Origin of the sequence: Paractinoplanes pyxinae (assembly GCF_026626335.1) — a bacterium.
Lineage (GTDB): Bacteria > Actinomycetota > Actinomycetes > Mycobacteriales > Micromonosporaceae > Actinoplanes > Actinoplanes pyxinae.
Map to the genome: position 1 here is coordinate 147,348 of NZ_JAPNTZ010000020.1, position 16,757 is coordinate 164,104.

A 16,757-nucleotide genomic window follows, 5' to 3' on the forward strand; every position below is an offset into this window, starting at 1 on the left:
CAGAAAATCGAGAATGAGCGAGTACGTGACAGATGTTGAGGATCACACCTTCGGGCTTTTGCTGAGGTCCATCGCGCCGATGGTGATGTCGGGCGCGGCCTCGCATGGAGGTGAATGCCCTCGGCTGCGGGGCGTCGTGCGCGCGAGCGAGTCGCACGCGCGGATTGTCGTCAGTTCCGATCTCTCCATGTCTACGGGCGTAGCGTTCCAATTCCCCTTGAGGTTGGAATCCGGAGACCCGCTTCCTGCCGGTGCAGCCATCGACTGGGTCAGAGAAAGTGATTCCGCCGGCATTCGCGGCTCGGCCGAAAAGCCTGATCGTGGCCTGGACAGTCATGGCAACGCGATTGTCGACGCCATCGACGCCGGCTTTGATCCGCACCGTGAAACAGCGCTCGATCACGGCCTGTTCGGGCTGCTCAGCATGCTGATCCACGGAGGCGGCTACCCGTGGTTCGAGGACACTTACACGAGCATGGGTTTCATGCTTCGCCCGAGCGAGCAGGCGCGACTCTATGTGAGCCTCACCGGCCGTCGAACCGTATGGGAAGCTGACATTCCACTTCGGCACCCGCGAACTCATCGACCGGTCGACTACGGAAGTCTTCCGCAAGAGCTTGCCTCGCTCCTTCGGGACGGGGAACGCTTGCCGGGCAAAACTGTTACCGGCCGGGACGACTACTGTTCCGAGGTTTTCGACATGTCCGAATGGTTCGGGGCGGCCTGAGACGTCCTGACTCGTGGTGCGCCCGGACGGTCGGAATGAAGCCGGCTTGATCGGTAGGATCGCGGCATGTCCACGGAGGCTGGTGGGGCCGCGGCGCGGCCTCGGCGGGGGCGAAGGCCCAGCGGTAGCGACAGCCGGCAGCAGATTCTCGGCGCGGCGCGGGCCCGGTTTGCCGCGGACGGGTACGCGGCGGCCACCATTCGGAAGATCGCGGCCGACGCCGGGGTCGACGCTGCCCTGGTCATGCAGTTCTTCCGGTCCAAGGAAGAGTTGTTCGCGGCCGTCATGTCGGTCTCGCCGGCCGTCCTTGAACGCTTCCAGCAGGTCTTCGAAGGGCCCGATGAGGGTCTCGGCGAGCGGGTGACCCGCGCCTACCTGGAGTTGTGGGAGGGCGACCCGGACGACTCCGAGCCGCTGCTGGCGATGCTGCGCTCGGCCATCGCGAACGAGCAGGCGGCCGAGCATCTGCGCCAGTTCGTGCAGGCCCGGTTGCTCGAGGGCATCAGCGCCCGGCTGCCCGGCGACCCGACCGCGGCGGTCCGGGCGGGGCTGGCCTCGACGATGCTCATCGGGGTCGTCGTGGGCCGCCGCATCGTGCGCGTCCCGGTCCTCGTCGAGCAGGAGCGCGAGGCTCTGGTCGGGTTCCTGGCTCCCGGAATCCAGGCCGTTCTGGTCTCCCCCGTCGCTTGATCTTGCGGCCCTGAGAGCTGTCTTCGACAGCCCCGAGAGCTGTCCGCGATTTTCTCAACAGCCGTTGATAAAACGGCCGGGCGGTCGTATGGTCGGTCCGTCGACACGGCCGTGGCCTGCATGGACAAGACCAAGCGAATCACCGAGGAGATCGCCATGAGCGACGACCTGAAGATCTACATGCCGTCCCACCCGCTCGAGCCGGGCGACCGGTACGGCATCCTGAGCGCTTTCGAACCGGGCGCCCGCACCCTGCCCGCCGGGTTCCGGATCGCCCCGCAGTTCCGGCCCGTCGAGACCGACATCGTCCTGGAGAAGGACGTGCCGGTCGTCCTGCGCGACGGCGTGACGATCTACGTCGACGTGCTGCGCCCGGCCGGCTCGGAGAAGGTGCCGGTCCTCGTGGCGTGGAGCCCGTACGGCAAGGGCCAGGGCACCTCGACCAGCGTGATGGGCGTGTTCGCCCTCGTCGGCCTGGACAACCAGGTCGTCTCCGGACTGGAGAAGTTCGAGGGCCCGGACCCCGCCTACTGGTGCGCGCGGGGCTACGCCGTCTGCCACCCCGATCCCCGAGGCGTCATCAATTCGGAGGGCGACAGTGTTTTCTGGGACCGCCAGGAGGGCCGCGACTGCCACGACCTGATCGAGTGGCTGGCCGTCCAGGAGTGGTGCACCGGCAAAGTAGGCATGAGCGGCACCTCGTACCTCGCCGTCTCGCAGTGGTTCACCGCCGCCGAACAGCCCCCGCACCTGGCCGCGATCAACCCGTGGGAGGGGGTCAGCGACGTCTACCGCGACCTGGTCATGCGGGGCGGCATGCCCGACACCGGCTTCGCCCGCCAGCTGCGCGACTACAGCTTCTGGGGCAAGAGCCGGAAGGAGGACATCCTGGCCGAGGCCGACCGGGACCCGCTGATGAGCGAGCTGTGGGCGGACAAGATCCCGGCCTTCGACCGGATCACCGTTCCCGCGTACGTCGTGGCCAGCTACTCCAACACGCTGCACACCGCCGGGACGTTTCGCGCCTGGCGGCAGATCGCTTCCGGGGACAAGTGGCTGCGCATCCACAACAGCCAGGAGTGGCCCGACTACTACGACCAGGACAACGTCGAGGATCTGCGCCGGTTCTTCGACCACTACCTCAAGGGCGTCGACAACGGCTGGGAGCAGACCGCCCGGGTCCGCTACAGCCTGCACGACTTCCACGGCGGCGACCGGGTCGGCCTGATGGCCGGCGAGTTCCCGCCGGCCGATGTCACCGCGACGAAGTTCTACCTCGACGGGCTGACCCGGACCCTGACCACCACCGCCCCCGCCGTCCCGGCCACGGCCGGCTACGACGTCGCCGCCACCACCGACCTGGTGTCCTTCGTGACCCGCTTCGACGCCGAGACCGTGCTCGTCGGCTATCCCAAGGCCCGCCTGTTCGTGGAGGCCAAGGGTTCCGACGACATGGACCTGTTCGTGCTCGTGCAGAAGCTCGACCGGCACGGCACGCCGCTGCAGCAGTTCACGACGCCCAACCACGGCGCACGCCTGCACGATGTCACCGAACGCGGCGCGACGATCCTGCGGTACAAGGGCTCCGACGGACGGCTGCGGGTCTCTCTGCGCCACCTCGACGACGCCCTCTCCACCGACGACGTCCCGGCGCACACCTTCGACCGCGTCGAGAAACTGACTCCCGACCAGATCGTCGAGGTCGAGATCGACCTGTTGCCGATCGGCCTGATCTTCCACCCCGGCGAACAACTGCGGTTCGTCGTCAGCAGCCGCAACCTGCTCGGCCCGATGATGCCCAACCTGGTCGAGTACGCCCCGGACAACGCCGGGCAGCACGTGATCCACACCGGCGGCGACCACGCCTCGTATTTGCAGCTGCCGGCGCAAAGGCGGCATTGAGGGACGAACGACAGACGCCGGGCCCGGGTGACGGGCCCGGGCACGGTGTCGCCGTCCGTGACAAAACGGGCGGCGCACGGTTGCCGGGCCGCGGATCGATCGGGACCATCATCGTCGCGATCCGGGTCGAACCGTCTGCGATAGGAAGGTTTCTACTTCACGTGCAGTCCATCCCCTCCCTGACCGGCGGCCTCAGCGGCGAGGCGGCCACCGCCGACCTCAGTGGGCGCCTGGTCGGCAACTCGTACGTTCTCGTCTGCCCCGTCGGGCACGGCGCCACCGGGACAGTGTGGCGCGGCATCGACCGCAGCACGGGAGCCGACGTCGCCGTCAAGCTGTTGCACGAAGGGTTGCTGCGGCAGCCGAAACTGGTCATCCGGTTCGTGCAGGAGCGCACGATCCTGATGATGATGCGGCACGAGAACATCGTCGGCGTGCGTGACCTGTTCAGCGCGGGCGGCTCTCTCGCGCTGGTCATGGACTATGTGGCCGGTGGCAGCCTGCGCAATCACCTGCGCGCCGAGGGCACGCTCGCGCCGGCCGACGCGGCCGATCTGCTGGCTCAGGTGGCCGCCGCGCTGGCTCAGGCGCATGAGCTGGGTGTCGTGCATCGCGACGTCAAGCCCGACAACATCCTGCTGCAGGAGAACGACGGCCGTCTCGAGGTGCGTCTCACCGATTTCGGCATCGCGCGCGTCCTCGACACGGCCGGCCTGACCACGCCGCAGGCCATCGTCGGCACGCCGCACTACATGGCCCCGGAGGCGATTCAGGGCGAGGCCGTCCCCGCGTCCGATGTGTACTCCGCGGGCATCGTGCTCTACGAGCTTTTGACGGGCCTTCCCCCGTACGCCGGGGAGCCTCTGGCCGTTCTGCGGGGTCACCTGGACGAGACTCCTCAGCGACCCGCCGGCATGCCGCACGCCGCATGGGAGCTGATCGCGTGGTGTCTCGCCAAAGACCCGGATCAGCGCCCCAGCACCGCCGAACTGGGCGCCGCGCTGCGCGAGCTGTCGCGCGAGACCGCCGGGGTGGCCGCGCTGCCGGCGTGCGGCGAGGCCACGGTCGTCACCGGCGGCACCGCGCAGATCGGCCTGCGTGGGGTCTCCCACCCGTCCGTACGCCGGGAACCGTCACGCAAACGCCCGCGCAACGGTCCGCGGTCGTGGATGTGGCGGCGGCCGTGGGCGATGGTGGCGCTGCTGGCCGGGACGGTGGCGCTGTCCGGCTTCGGCGGCTTCAACGCGTGGCAGCTGCTCGACTCGGGCGACACCCCGGCCGCGGCGGCCCCGCAGGTATCGGCTCCGGTCACGGCGTACGGCGCCATCGGCCCGACCGCAAGCAAAGCCGCGACGAGCAAGCCGGTGGCGCCGCTTCCGCCGCCGGTGAGCGGCAACGCCGGCGGCGCACCGGCCGAAATGCCACCCGGACTTCCCGCCGGATTGCCGGCCGGAAAGAACGGGGCGAGCGCCGCTCCGCAGCCGACCCGGCCCCCGGAACAGAAGGCCCCGGCCGGCGTCGGCGTCGGCGTGGGGGCGACGGCCGGCCCGGGTCAGGCTCAGGTAGAGGCCACGTTCGGCCCGTGGCGGTGCGGCGACCAGTACGACTGGGATCTCGGGCATCCGGTGCTGGCCCGGCCGTGCCACTCCCTGGGCGGCGATGTAAAGGTGATCGGCCAGATCGAGGCCATGCCCGGCGTCCAGGCCGACGTGGCGCTGACCCTGCGCGACGCCGACAGCGACGATGTGCTGGCCGGCCCGTACACCTGCAAGGGTTTGATGTTCACGGACTTCGCGCTCAAGCACAGTTGCGGCCCGGTCGACCTGCAGCCGCCGCGCGGCCGCAAGCTGGTGCTGGTGCAGACGTGGGAGTACACCCAGCGCCCGCTGCTACCGGGAGGCAAGGCCCGCGGCCCGGTGTTCAGCTGGTGAGGGTGGTGAGGGGCGCGGCCGGACGGTAGCCGCGCCCCTCGTCGACCCGTCAGGAGATCAGACGGCCCGCCACATCCGGAAGAACGGCGTGCCGTCGGGGAGCAGCATCTCGAACGGGTCCATGTCGGCGTAGCCGGTACGCCGGTAGAGGCGCACGTTGTTCTCGTTGGTCGCCTCGAGGTAGGCCGGCACCCCGGCCGCCTCGAGCTCGTCGTGCGTGCGCTTCATCAGCTCACCGCCCAGACCGTGGTGCTGGTGGTCCGGGTGCACGGCCAGGAAGGCCAGGTGCCAGTGCGCCTCGTGCGGGTGGTGCTTCTCGAACAGCAGATCGAGGGCGACGAACCGCTCGATGTAGTCACCGGCCAGCTCCCGCAGCCGCTCGTCGTACGCCTCGGGGTCGGGCGAGTCCTTGGTGTAGTCGAACCACACGGCGGTGGCGGCCAGGCCGCTGCCGTCGGGCAGGTCGATGACGTCGACCCGGCCGTACTTCTGGGCGTGCTCGGTCAGCAGCGTGAAGAAGTCGGCCATCACCTTGAGGCGGTCCTCGAGCGGCGGCACCAGGTAGGCGTTCGCGTCGAGGTGGAAGAACGAGTGGCTGATCAGGTGCCCGACGGCAGGGATCTCCTCGTCACGGGCGGGGCGGATCGGGGGGAACGTCACAGGTGGTCCTTCGGGTTGTCGGTGCTGGAGAGGGCGGCGGTGAACCCACCGGTGCCGGCGGCGGTCGAGCTGCGGGCGCCGAGGCCGATGCCCGCGTACACCTGGGGACGGCTGCCGCGCAGGATCAGGGCCCAGGCGATGCCGGCCACCAGCAGCAGGGCGAAGGCCAGCGGCACGACCCAGGTCGGCTTGCTGCCCTCCTCGACGCCGAACAGCGTCGCGATGTTGCTCAGGGCCAGGTACGACATCACGATGAGCAGGAGCGAGCCGAGCACCGGCGCGCCGAGCCGGTGCCACCAGTCCTCGCCCTCGGGGTGCTTGAGGAAGTAGCCGATGACCGCGAACGAGGTCAGCGTGATCAGCAGCAGAACCCCGATGCCGCCGCCGCTGCCGCCCCAGAAGAACAGGTTGACCAGCGGGTCCCAGCCGGCGACGGCGTAGACGACGATGACCAGCAGGCCGAGGGCGCTCTGCACGAGCGAGCCGTTCTTGGGCGCGCCGGTGCCGGGCACGGTGCGGCCGAACGCGCGGGGCAGCACGCCCTCGCGGCCGAGCGAGAACATGTACCGGGCGATGATGTTGTGGAACGAGATCATCGCGGCGATCAGCGAGGTCAGGAACAGCGCGTAGCCGAGGTCGACGGCCCGGCCGCCGAGCTGGTCGGAGGCGACGTTGAAGAACAGGTCGGGGCCCTCGTTGCCGGCCCGGCCGACGACGTCGTCACCGGCGGCCGAGATCATCGCCCACGCCGCGAAGCCGTACAGCACGGCGATGAGGGCGATCGCGATGTACGTGGCCCGGGGCACCGTACGCCGCGGGTCGCGCGACTCCTCGCTGAACACCACCGACTGCTCGAACCCGACGAAGCCGGTGATGGCCATGGCCAGAAGCGCGCCCGAGCCCGAACCGACCAGGCTGCTCACGTCGACCGGGGCCGACGACGCGGTGAAGTTGGGCGAGAACAGGTCGGCCACGCTGAACGCGAAGACGACGACGATCTCGGCGACCAGCAGGGTGGCCAGCACCTTGCCGTTGACGGCCACGTCGCGCACGCCGAGCACCGCGGTCAGCGCCCAGACGATCAAGGCCAGCACCCACCACTGGATGTCGAGCCCGAACCACTTGTCGAACAGCGGCGAGGCGATGGCCCCGAATCCGCCGTACGCCGCGATCTGGAACATGTTGTAGGCCAGCAGCGCCACCCAGGACGCGCCGACACCCAGCGGGCGGCCGATGCCCTGCGAGATGTACGCGTAGAAGGCGCCCGCGTTGGCGATGTGCCGGGCCATCGCGACGTAGCCCACGGCGAAGATCGCGAGGACCACGGCGACCGCCACGAACGCGATCGAGATGCTGGTCAGGCCCGTGACGGCGATGCCGGTGGGCACGACGCCGGCCACGACGGTGAGCGGCGCGGCGGCGGACATGACGAAGAAGACCACCGCGGCGACGCCGAGCCGGTCCTTGGCCAGCGCTGTGGACAGCTGGCTCTGCGGGGGTTTTGTTGCGGTCGAGGACACGCGTCTCTCCATGAGGGGGTTGTGAAAGGGGGTTGTGGAGCGAGGCTCAGGCGCGACGGGCCATCACGGCGTCGCCCACCGCGGCCTCGGACTGGCTGATCAGCTCGAGCAGCATGGCCGGGAGACGGCGCTTGAGCTGGTCGAAGAGCTGTCCTCGGCCGCGCGCGTCGAGGGTGAGGAAGACATGCTGGTCGAGGCCGGTGGCCAGGATCAGGCCGGCCAGGACCAGGTCGGGGATGTCGAGCAGCTCGCCGCGGCCGATGAACGTGCGGATCCGGGTGGCGGGCCACCCGGCGATCATCGTGTCGGACGGGACGAACGAGACCTTGGAGCCGAACAGGCCGCGCTTCTCCTGCCGCTGCACGAGAGCGGAGCGGGCGAGGCGGCGTTCGACCAGGTCGGTGGCGACGCCGGTGGCCAGGAACGAGATCCAGTCGCGGACGGCGCGATGATGTCCCTCGCGCAGCAGCTGGTCGAGCACGGCGGTGGCGGCGGGGTCGCCGGTCGGGCGGTCGTCGATGATCTGGATCTTGCCGTCCACGACGTCGACCCGGCGCCAGAGCACCAGTTCGCCGATGAGGGCGGACGCCATGCCCAGCCCCAGCGTCGCCGGGGAGAGCAGGCACTTGCCCTTGACCGAGTCATGGGCGGTGAGGAACAGATCATCGGCGAGGGGTAGCTGTGCCGAAGCGGTCACGGCACGTCTCCTCTCGGTTCGGTGTCACAAGGGGTTACTTCGGCCTTCCCCGCCAGGTGATTACCGAAAGTGATGCTCGCGGCTTATAGCGAACGTTACGGTGTGCGCCCCCCAGAACGACATCGCGTAGCATGCCAGCGTGGTCAACTGAGCGCAATGTCCTCATCAGACAAAGTTTTAGTCCGATGTGGCACGAGCTTCGATGCATCGTGCATCAACTCTCTGACCTGCATCTTTGCCGAGCCATCAAAAGGCGCGTAAAGGACTGTTAACGTTTTAATAGACGCCTGTCCATGCATTTGGCGTACCCCGGTCGAGGAACGTCGATGACCCTGAGCGTCAATGACGCAGAGTGCCTTCCCGATCGCTCTTGCACTCTGCGTAGTCACCGCCGGGAGCAATCGGGGCGAGCGCCGCGAAAGGGCCGCAGCCGCGTCAGCGGCCGGTAAAGTCGCAGGTGGGCGGCGGATTGCTCAGCAATCTCCCAGGGTAAGCGGGGACGATTGATCGGTTGCCGCCCCGCTTATCGCCCGGAGGTTCCCCACCCATGCTTGAGGTCACCGCGCTCGGCTGGACGCTGACCATCGGAGTCATCGTCGCCCTGCTCGCCCTCGATCTCGCCGTCGGCGTGTTCCGGCCGCACGCCGTCGGCTTCCGCGAAGCGGCTGTCTGGTCGGTCTTCTACATCGCGGTCGCCGTCGCGTTCGGTGTCGTGTTCGGCCAGGTCGCCGGATGGGACTTCGGCGCCGAGTACTTCGCCGGCTACATCGTCGAGAAGAGCCTGTCCGTCGACAACCTGTTCGTGTTCGTGATCATCATGGCCACGTTCGCCGTGCCCGAGAAGTATCAGCAGGAGGTGCTGACCTTCGGCATCATCATCGCGCTGGTGCTGCGGGTCATCTTCATCGCGCTCGGCGCGACGCTGCTCAACCTGTTCTCGTTCATGTTCCTGATCTTCGGCCTGGTCCTGATCTTCACGGCCGTCCAGCTGTTCCGGCATCGCGATGTGGATCCCGACGTCGAGGACAACGCCCTGGTGAAGTTCAGCCGCCGGGTCCTGCCGGTCACCGACGACTACATCGGCGGCAAGATGATCACGAAGGTGGACGGCCGCCGGGTCGTCACGCCGATGCTCATCGTGCTGATCGCGATCGGCAGCTCCGACCTGCTGTTCGCGCTCGACTCGATCCCGGCCGTCTTCGGCGTCACCAACGAGGCGTACATCGTCTTCGTGGCCAACGCGTTCGCGCTGCTCGGCCTGCGTGCCCTCTTCTTCCTGGTCAAGGGCCTGCTCGACCGTCTGGTGTACCTGTCCGCCGGGCTGTCGGTCATCCTGGCCTTCATCGGCGTCAAGCTGGTGCTGCACTGGCTGCACGTCGACATCAACACCTCGGTGCCCGAGATCCCGACGCCGCTGTCGCTGGGTGTCATCATCGGCGTCCTGGCCGTCACCACGGTCGCCAGCCTGATGAAGTCCAAGCGGGACCCGGACACCAAGGCGCACGCCGGCAGCCTGCGAGGGCGGTCGGAGGAGCGGCAGAGACGCTGATCCGCAGACGAAGAAGTCGGCCGGGTCTGCCCCGGCCGGCTTTTTTGGTGGTGCGGGCGTCAGCCCAGGTAGCCGCCCATTCCGGCGGTCTGGCGGTTGGCGCTCTGCAGGCGAGCGGCGTCCTGCCGGTAGAGGATCTCCCGGATGACCTCGGTCTCCTCGTTGCTGTGGCGGGAGAGGAGCTGGTCGAGCTCGGCGCGCTCGGAGGTGGTGCGGAACGACGCGAGCTCGTCGGCGAGCCGGCGGTTGGCGACGCGCATGGTGCGGCGGTTCGCCAGCGCCGTGCGGGCGTCGCGAAGCTTGGTCGTGAACTGCATGGCCGTCTCCTTAACGGATAGTGATGGCGATAGGCCTCGTCGCCTTCTTCTACAACGTTCCAGGAGCGACGCTTCATCCCCAAATCGCGCAGGTAAACAGTGGGATACGGGCGTGACGGGGGCCACCGGATTCCTGTAGCCGGGATCACTGTCCGTGGCGTCGTGGCTGGTCAGGCACTCTTAGTGACTTCGGACACCACTGTCGTCAGGCGAGAAGACAGTTGCGTCCGCGAGCGCACCCCGAGCTTGCGGTAGATCCGGGTCAGCGTGGCCTCGACCGTCTTCACGCTCAAGTAGAGCCGGACGGCGATCTCCCGGTTGCTGGCGCCGTCACGCACCAGCGCCGCGATGCGCAGCTCGGTCGAGGTCAGCCCCAGATCGACCGGGGTGGTGCCGGCCGCCGAGGCGCCGGCCAGGGCCCGCTCGGTCTGCTCGGCCCACGGCTTGGCGTCGGCCGCCAGGAAGATGGCCAGCGCGGCGCCGATGGCCAGCCGGGCCGCCGCGTACCGGCGCCGTCGCCGCTCGGCGCTGCCCTGCACCAGCAGCGCGTGGGCCTGCTCGATGGGCTGGTGCAGTTGCTCGAAGTGCTGAGCCGCGGACGCCGAGAGCTGCACGGCCGAATCGGCGTGCCCGCTCTCGGAGAGCACGACCGCGGCGGCCCGGTCCAGATAGCCGATCAGCCCCGGGTTGTCGCCCAGCCGCTCGGCCGCGGCCCGCGCGGCGGCCAGGGTGACGGCCGCCTCGGCGTGCTCGCCCAGCGCGGCCAGCCCGCCCGCCAGGTCGCCGTGCCAGCGCACGATCATCGGGTCGCCGCCGCCCGAGCCGGACTCCAGGTCGCGCAGCCGGCGCAGCGCCGCCACCCCGTCCCGGGCCCGGCCCGCCCGCAGCTCGGCCTGGCCCAGCGCGTGCAGGTTGCGCCGCAGATAGAGGGTGTCGCCCTCCTGCTCGGAGGCCCGCACACCCCGGCGGGCGAACCCGGCCGCGGCGGCCAGGCTGCCCCCGGCCAGCTCGGCGATGGCGGCCGTGTAGCAGGTGGGGCCGGGGCTGAGCCCCGCCCGCTGCGCGGCCCGCACGGCCTGGTGGGCGTAGTTGAGCGCTTCCCGGCAGCGCCCGGCCCGGGTGGCCACCTCGGACAGGCTGCGCAGCACGCACACCCGGGCCTCGCCGACCCGGTCGCGGCCGGCCACGGCGAGCAGGCTGAGCAGGGTGGCCCGGGCCTCGTCGAGCCTATCGTCCATCATGGCGAAGCGGGCCGCGACGTACAGCGGGCCGTAGTGCAGCCAGTCGGGCGCGGGCGTGGCCGGCAGCACCAGCGCCTCGGTCAACGTGTCGGACCAGCCGGGGTCGCCGCACAGCCGCTCGATCTGGGCCAGCACGCTCAGCGCCATCGCCTCGGTGGTCGGGTCGCCGGCCCGGCGGGCGGCCAGCGCCGTCCGAGCCGCCTCGTCCGCGGCCCGGTCCGGGTCGCCGGCGAGCAGAGACGCCCAGGTGACCCGCAACCGCACCGGGGCCGACAGGGCCGGGTCGTCGCCGGCCTCCTCGAGCGCGGCCGCGACCATCTCCCCCATCTCGGCCAGGCCCTGCCCGGCCAGGTCGATCAGCACCAGCCGGGCCCGCACCCGGTGCCCGGCCGGGGCGTCCGACGCCAGCACCGCCTCGGCCGCGCGTCCGGCCAGGGCGGCCGAGCCCGCGCTGAGACCGCTGCGGGCCGCGGCGACCAGCCAGTCGAGGCGGTGGGCGGTGCACGTGTGCGGGCAGCGGTCGGCGGCCAGCAGGAACAGCTCGGCGGCGGTGCGGCTCGCGCCCCGCGCGGCACAGCGCTGGGCGGCGGCGGCCAGCGAACGGGCGACCGCCGCGTCCGGCACCGAGCTGCACAGGGCCCGGTGCCGCAGCGCCTCGATCTCGTCGACGGCGCCGGCGGCGAGCGCGGTGTGGGCCTCGGTGCGGTCGGCGGCCGGCGCGTCCTCGGCGATCACGGTGGCCAGCAGGGGCGGCGTGAAACGGATCTGCTCGCCGTCGACCACTACCGCGCCGGCCGCGGCGGCAAGGCGCAGATCGCGTACGGCGTCCTCGCGGCCCGCCCGCAGCAGCAGGGACACGGTGGGCTCGGCGGCCAGCGCGGCCACGAGCAAGGTGCCCCGGGTCTCGGCGGGCAGGGCGGTGAGCCGGTCACGCAGCAGCTCACGGGCCGGCTCGGGCAGCGGCGACGGACGCCAGGCCGGGCCGGGCGGCAGCGCCTCGCCCAGGGCGATGGCCAGGAACGGGTTGCCCGCGCTGACCTCGTGCATCCGGCTGGCCACCCGGCACGGCAGGCCGCGCGCCTCGAGCAGTTCCGTGAGGTCGTCGGCGGCCAGCGGCGGGACCTCGAGCTCGAGGGCGGGCGCCGGGCAGAGGCGGGTGGCGCGCCGGCGAGCCGCGGGGCCCGGATGCCGCTGCGCGGCTATCACGCGTACGCGGGAACCCGGACGACGCCGCATGGCGAACGCGATCAGCTCGGCCGACTCGGCGTCCAGCCACTGGCAGTCGTCCAGCACGAGCAGGACAGGCCGCGCCTGCGCGAGGTGTTCGAGCAGCGCCGGCAGCACCAGACGGCCCGGACGCCGCACGCGGCGCGACGACGGTTGCAGCTGGGTGAGAAGGTCGCTGATTCCCGCGTACGCGATAAGCCTCTCGCTACGCACCGGGCGCAACCAGACGACGAACTCGCCGCGCGCCGCCGCGGCCGAAGCGGCCGCCTCGAGCAGCACCGTCTTGCCGATGCCGGCCGGCCCGTGCAGGGCCACGCCGCCCCCGGTGACCAGGCGGCCCTCGATAGTCGCCAGCAGATCGTCGCGACCGTGCATGCTGCCACTCCTAGGTCTGAATCGGCCTCAGCCTAGGAAGTGACAGACACACCTATCAATAGATTCACATATGCCAACAGTTACCTATCACCGCGGGGATGGTCCCGGCCCTAGTCGTCGTCCCCGCCGTCATCGTCGTCGTCATCGCCGTCGCCGCCCGGGCAGCCGGACAGGGTGAGCACGGTGGCCGCGCCGCCCGCCAGCAGCAGAGCCCGGCCGAAGAACGCGCGCCGGTTCAAGCCCTGCTCTTCGCTCTTCACTTCATCCATGCCCGCATTGTGTCAGCGAGGCGACGTATCCGGGAGGTCCGCGCGGGCCCTTCAGCACTGACCCGACGAGAAACCACACGCGAGGTGACCCATGGCGGACTGGATTGTGGTGCCCTGCCTGCTGCGGTTGCGGACGGAGTTCGACGAGCTCGCCCCGCACCGCGAGAAAAGCGAGGAAGGCACGATCGGCGACGAGAACCACGACTCGACGTCCGACCACACCCCCGACGAGCAGTCGAAGCATCTGCGGCACAAGGACGCCGACGACCGCAACGAGGTGCACGCCCTCGACATCGACGCCGGCCTGCGCCTGCCCGGCGCGAGCATGGAGACGGTCGTGCAGCTGCTGCTGGGCCGCTGCCGCTCGGGCGCCGAGGCCCGGCTGCGCTACATCATCTTCAACCGCCGCATCTGGTCGGCCTCGGACGGCTGGAGGCAGAACCCGTACGACGGAAAAGACCCGCACACCGGGCACGCGCACTTCTCCGCCGACTACGACCCGCAACGAGAGGCCTCGACGGCCTCCTGGCATCTGGAGGACATCGAAGTGGCACTGACCAACGACGACAAGAAGTGGCTGTCGGCCGAGATCGCCAAGCAGGTGCGAGGCTGCGTCGACGACATCTGGAACCACGACATCGGCAAGGCCACCGGCACCCCGGCCCTGACCGCGCAGAGCGCCCTGATCACAGCCAACGTCCGGGCCGGCTCGGTGGCCAACCGCCAGCTCCCCGACCTGGCCGACGCCGTCAAACGCGTGGCCGCCCAGCTCAAAGCCCCGGTGCACTGACTTTTGTTGCCCCGGCCGCCGGGTTCAGCGGCCGGGGCATCTTCTATTTGCTCAGCTCGGCGAACCACCGGGTCGCGGCGGGGACGCCCAGCACCTCGGAGCCCTCGTGGACGAAGCCGTTGTAGGCGGTGTTCACCCCGAGATCGACCGTCGGGGCCCGGACGCCGCGGGCGGCCAGCGCCGTGTGGCAGTGGTCGGTGTTGGCGTTCACCGCCTGCTCGTCGCCGGGGCTGTAGTAGAGCCGCACCGGCATCCGCGGCGTCCAATTGGTGCAGACGCTGTCCGCCTCGGCCAGCGCCTCGGCGAAACGGCCGGTCGGGTGCAGCAGCAGCGCCTTGCCTTGCGGCGTGAGCAGGTCGTCGATCGTGGCCGGCAGCGCGCCGAGCACTTCCTCGCCGGTGTGGTTGCCGTCGAAAAGCCCGGCCAGACCAACGTACGGCTTACGGAATACGTAGCCGGGCGTGGGATAGATGTCGTGCAGGCGGTCGAAGGCGACCAGCAGGTACGAGGTGTACGCGCTAGCCAGAACCGGGTGCACCTCCGAGGTGAACAACGCCGGGATCTCCGCGCGCCGGAAGTCGTACGCGCCGCTGATCGGGGCGACCGCGGCCGCCCGGAACCACGGGTCGGCTCCCGACTGCAACGCCCGGGCCAGTCCGAGAGCGGTCGAGGCGCCCTGCGAGAAGCCCGACGCGTAGACGTCGCGGGTCAACTGCTTTCCCTGCGTACGAGTGAAGTCACGAGCCGCCCGAAGCAGATCGAGCGATGCCGTGGTCTCGGACGGCACGTCCATCCACGGGTGCGGTCCGGGCCCCACCCCGAGACCCACGTAGTCGGGCGCCACCGCCGCGAAGCCGGCCGACGCGAACGTGAGAGCCGGCCCGATCACGAAGATGTCGTCCGAAGTGGAAGGAGCGTCACCCTTGAAGATCTCGGTGCCGTGCCCGAACGACACCGTACGAAGCCATCGCCAGCCGTTGATCGGAAGCGCGACCAGCCCGCTGGCCGTCGTCGGCTTCCCGGTGGCGTCGGTAGTCCGATAGACGAGCCGGTACGTCCGTACGCCGAAGCGGTCGGTTCCCGGATCGAACTTGTCGGCGGCCAGAGCGGCGTCGACGTCACCCCAGGTCGGATAGGTGCGCAGAGCGGTCACCGAGACCAACCGTCCCGATGCCGCCGTGGCCGGTGTTACGGCCACCACGAGCGAGGATGCGATGAGCGCCCCCGCGATGCCCAAACTCAGCAGTTTCCTCATGCGCTCGACGCTAGGCATCCCCCACCGCCGAATCAGCCCGGCCTGCCCCCGAATCCGCAGTGGTGCTGCCCCCACCCGCCGATCAACTCAGGTGACCGGCGCGACGACCGATAGTCGGTGCACTTGCGCTGCCGAGGCTTGGAAGGTTGCCGGACTGATGAGTGGGATCTGCTGCGGGAACTGCCTTCGACCGTTGCCCCGCGGCCGGGCCGGCGGTCTGCGCGGACCGGACATCGCCTGGCACTTCAGCTGCCGGGCCTGCGCCGATCTCGTCGACGAGAGCATGGAGATCGTCGACCTGCCCGGCGACACCGACGTGGCGATCGAGTTCCACCGCTGCCGGCGCTGCGCTCGGGTGCGGGCTTGCGCGCGCGGCTGGCGCACCCGCTGCCACGTCTGCCCGGACGAACGTACCGACATGCTCCACCTGGGTCGTGGGGCGTCTCTGCTTGTCGACGGATTCGCCCCGGCGGCCGATCGCCGCGCGTTCGCCGAGTTTCGCGCTGGTCTGGCCCGCCCATCGAATCTGTTCGGCGATGCGGCGGCGTTCCTGAACAGCCGCGCGGTGGAGGACGAGGCGCGGTTGTACCGGCGGGATGGATGGACGCTGCACGCGATGGACCTCTACGGGATGCCGTGGGGTTCCGGGCGGCAGGAGTCGCGGTCGCACGGCACGTGGGGCACTCATGATGAGTGCGGCACACTGCAGAAGCTCAGGCCGCGGGAGCGCCGGCTCGAATGTGTCACCTGCCCGCCGCCGCCGGGGTCGCGTAGCGCGCGGGCCCGTCGTGACGACCCCTATCTGCTCTATCTTGTGGAGCACGGCCGGCTTCTCAAGTTCGGCGTCGGTGACGACCGGCGGGTTCGGGCGCACCTGCGCGGCGGGGCCAGTGTCGTGAAGGTCTTGCGGGCTCGGTTCTTCGACGTGTGCCAGGCCGAGCTCGACCTCAAGCGTTTCCACCGGGATGCCGGGCACCTCGTCAGTCCCTTGTCGGGCGCGCCGGTCACCTTTGGCACGGGGACGGAAGTCGTCTCGAAGGACGTACGGGTGGACCTGGAGGCGGCTCTGCGCGTGCGGAGCGAGGATGTCACCGAGCGGTTCCGGGAACGGTCGTTGCTCGGGGTTTGACGGGTGCTATTTCGTTGCGGTCACTGTGGTTGCGGTGACTGTGCCGTCGGCGGCTGTGGTGCCCTGGATCGTGACTGATTGGCCGGCTTTGACGTCGGTGAGCTTGCTCTTCGACGCGGTGGAGACGGTTGTCTTTCCGTCGGTCTTGACCGTTACCACTGAGCCGTCGGAAGTCTCGATGTAAATCGTGGTGCCGTTGACCAGCTTGACCTTTCCGGTCGTGGCGGCTGCGGGTTGACTGCTGGCGGGGAGGCCGTAGCCGGCCCTGTTCTGGCCGCCGAAGTTGGCCCCCGGGCGGGCTGTGGACGTGTCCGGCGTACCCCAATTCTCTTGGGCTTGGAGGCCGCCCACGAAACCGCCGACCAGCAGGGTGATCGCGGCCAGGACCACAGTCCCCCGGTTCCACCAGCGGCGGGGAGCAGCCTTCGCCAGTTCGGCGGCCAGGCTGGTGTCGAGCACGGCGGTGTCGTCAGTCACG

At 69.9% G+C, this 16,757-nt stretch carries 15 protein-coding genes; 7 read left to right on the top strand and 8 right to left on the bottom strand.

Features of this window, described 5'->3' with window-relative positions; translation table 11 throughout:
* Positions 1 to 13: 13 nt before the first annotated feature.
* The 4 genes from OWR29_RS41525 (at position 14) to OWR29_RS41540 (ending at position 5,250) form a co-directional block, all read left to right on the top strand.
* On the top strand, positions 14 to 727 hold the full coding sequence (locus OWR29_RS41525; protein WP_267569100.1) for a hypothetical protein: 714 nt from the start codon (positions 14 to 16) through the stop codon (positions 725 to 727).
* A gap of 66 nt (positions 728 to 793) precedes the next feature.
* Positions 794 to 1,417 carry a TetR/AcrR family transcriptional regulator gene (locus OWR29_RS41530; RefSeq protein WP_267569101.1) on the top strand — a complete coding sequence of 208 codons (624 nt, stop codon included), beginning with the start codon at positions 794 to 796 and terminating at the stop codon, positions 1,415 to 1,417.
* A 120-nt stretch (positions 1,418 to 1,537) separates the two neighbouring features.
* Positions 1,538 to 3,319 carry a CocE/NonD family hydrolase gene (locus OWR29_RS41535; protein ID WP_267569102.1) on the top strand — a complete coding sequence of 594 codons (1,782 nt, stop codon included), beginning with the start codon at positions 1,538 to 1,540 and terminating at the stop codon, positions 3,317 to 3,319.
* A 161-nt stretch (positions 3,320 to 3,480) separates the two neighbouring features.
* Positions 3,481 to 5,250: a serine/threonine-protein kinase gene (locus OWR29_RS41540; protein WP_267569103.1), complete on the top strand. Its 1,770-nt coding sequence runs from the start codon at positions 3,481 to 3,483 to the stop codon at positions 5,248 to 5,250.
* Between the two features lie 57 nt (positions 5,251 to 5,307).
* Here the strand turns inward: OWR29_RS41540 and OWR29_RS41545 are convergent, their stop codons facing one another.
* The 3 genes from OWR29_RS41545 to OWR29_RS41555 are packed head-to-tail and all read right to left on the bottom strand — an operon-like array spanning position 5,308 to position 8,127.
* Positions 5,308 to 5,910, bottom strand: coding sequence for a GNAT family N-acetyltransferase (locus tag OWR29_RS41545; RefSeq protein ID WP_267569104.1), 603 nt, complete (start codon positions 5,908 to 5,910; stop codon positions 5,308 to 5,310).
* Positions 5,907 to 7,442 (bottom strand): APC family permease, encoded by a 1,536-nt coding sequence (locus tag OWR29_RS41550; RefSeq protein WP_267569105.1) that lies wholly within the window; start codon positions 7,440 to 7,442, stop codon positions 5,907 to 5,909. The genes OWR29_RS41545 and OWR29_RS41550 overlap by 4 nt, the downstream gene beginning before the upstream one ends.
* A 34-nt stretch (positions 7,443 to 7,476) precedes the next feature.
* Positions 7,477 to 8,127: a GOLPH3/VPS74 family protein gene (locus OWR29_RS41555; RefSeq protein ID WP_267569106.1), complete on the bottom strand. Its 651-nt coding sequence runs from the start codon at positions 8,125 to 8,127 to the stop codon at positions 7,477 to 7,479.
* Positions 8,128 to 8,674: 547 nt separating this feature from the next.
* Between OWR29_RS41555 and OWR29_RS41560 the strand changes: the two genes are divergently transcribed.
* Positions 8,675 to 9,676, top strand: a complete 1,002-nt coding sequence (locus OWR29_RS41560) for a TerC family protein (RefSeq protein WP_267569107.1) — start codon at positions 8,675 to 8,677, stop codon at positions 9,674 to 9,676.
* A 59-nt stretch (positions 9,677 to 9,735) separates the two neighbouring features.
* On the opposite strand, the gene OWR29_RS41565 is transcribed toward OWR29_RS41560, so the two are convergent.
* The 3 genes from OWR29_RS41565 to OWR29_RS41575 form a co-directional block, all read right to left on the bottom strand.
* Positions 9,736 to 9,993, bottom strand: a complete 258-nt coding sequence (locus OWR29_RS41565; RefSeq protein WP_267569108.1) for a hypothetical protein — start codon at positions 9,991 to 9,993, stop codon at positions 9,736 to 9,738.
* A 170-nt stretch (positions 9,994 to 10,163) separates the two neighbouring features.
* Complete coding sequence (locus OWR29_RS41570; protein WP_267569109.1) at positions 10,164 to 12,836, bottom strand: helix-turn-helix transcriptional regulator; 2,673 nt, start codon at positions 12,834 to 12,836, stop codon at positions 10,164 to 10,166.
* A gap of 110 nt (positions 12,837 to 12,946) precedes the next feature.
* A complete protein-coding gene (locus tag OWR29_RS41575) occupies positions 12,947 to 13,105 on the bottom strand; it encodes a hypothetical protein (RefSeq protein ID WP_267569110.1) in 159 nt (52 codons plus the stop codon).
* A 91-nt stretch (positions 13,106 to 13,196) separates the two neighbouring features.
* Here OWR29_RS41575 and OWR29_RS41580 point away from each other — a divergent pair, with 91 nt between their 5' ends.
* Complete coding sequence (locus OWR29_RS41580; protein WP_267569111.1) at positions 13,197 to 13,895, top strand: hypothetical protein; 699 nt, start codon at positions 13,197 to 13,199, stop codon at positions 13,893 to 13,895.
* Positions 13,896 to 13,938: 43 nt separating this feature from the next.
* Here the strand turns inward: OWR29_RS41580 and OWR29_RS41585 are convergent, their stop codons facing one another.
* Positions 13,939 to 15,150, bottom strand: coding sequence for an acetylxylan esterase family protein (locus tag OWR29_RS41585; RefSeq protein WP_267569112.1), 1,212 nt, complete (start codon positions 15,148 to 15,150; stop codon positions 13,939 to 13,941).
* A gap of 283 nt (positions 15,151 to 15,433) precedes the next feature.
* On the opposite strand from OWR29_RS41585, the gene OWR29_RS41590 reads away from it, so the two are divergent.
* Positions 15,434 to 16,279 (top strand): hypothetical protein, encoded by an 846-nt coding sequence (locus OWR29_RS41590; protein WP_267569113.1) that lies wholly within the window; start codon positions 15,434 to 15,436, stop codon positions 16,277 to 16,279.
* Positions 16,280 to 16,285: 6 nt separating this feature from the next.
* Here the strand turns inward: OWR29_RS41590 and OWR29_RS41595 are convergent, their stop codons facing one another.
* A complete protein-coding gene (locus tag OWR29_RS41595) occupies positions 16,286 to 16,756 on the bottom strand; it encodes a hypothetical protein (RefSeq protein ID WP_267569114.1) in 471 nt (156 codons plus the stop codon).
* Position 16,757 lies beyond the last annotated feature (1 nt).

Excerpts from the sequence above, each read along its gene's own strand:
- OWR29_RS41560 (WP_267569107.1), top strand. The coding sequence starts at position 8,675 with ATGCTTGAGGTCACCGCGCTCGGCTGGACGCTGACCATCGGAGTCATC.
- OWR29_RS41550 (WP_267569105.1), bottom strand. The coding sequence starts at position 7,442 with ATGGAGAGACGCGTGTCCTCGACCGCAACAAAACCCCCGCAGAGCCAG.
- OWR29_RS41575 (WP_267569110.1), bottom strand. The coding sequence starts at position 13,105 with ATGGATGAAGTGAAGAGCGAAGAGCAGGGCTTGAACCGGCGCGCGTTC.
- OWR29_RS41580 (WP_267569111.1), top strand. The coding sequence starts at position 13,197 with ATGGCGGACTGGATTGTGGTGCCCTGCCTGCTGCGGTTGCGGACGGAG.
- OWR29_RS41565 (WP_267569108.1), bottom strand. The coding sequence starts at position 9,993 with ATGCAGTTCACGACCAAGCTTCGCGACGCCCGCACGGCGCTGGCGAAC.
- OWR29_RS41570 (WP_267569109.1), bottom strand. The coding sequence starts at position 12,836 with ATGCACGGTCGCGACGATCTGCTGGCGACTATCGAGGGCCGCCTGGTC.
- OWR29_RS41585 (WP_267569112.1), bottom strand. The coding sequence starts at position 15,150 with ATGAGGAAACTGCTGAGTTTGGGCATCGCGGGGGCGCTCATCGCATCC.
- OWR29_RS41535 (WP_267569102.1), top strand. The coding sequence starts at position 1,538 with ATGGACAAGACCAAGCGAATCACCGAGGAGATCGCCATGAGCGACGAC.
- OWR29_RS41530 (WP_267569101.1), top strand. The coding sequence starts at position 794 with ATGTCCACGGAGGCTGGTGGGGCCGCGGCGCGGCCTCGGCGGGGGCGA.
- OWR29_RS41525 (WP_267569100.1), top strand. The coding sequence starts at position 14 with ATGAGCGAGTACGTGACAGATGTTGAGGATCACACCTTCGGGCTTTTG.
- OWR29_RS41590 (WP_267569113.1), top strand. The coding sequence starts at position 15,434 with ATGGAGATCGTCGACCTGCCCGGCGACACCGACGTGGCGATCGAGTTC.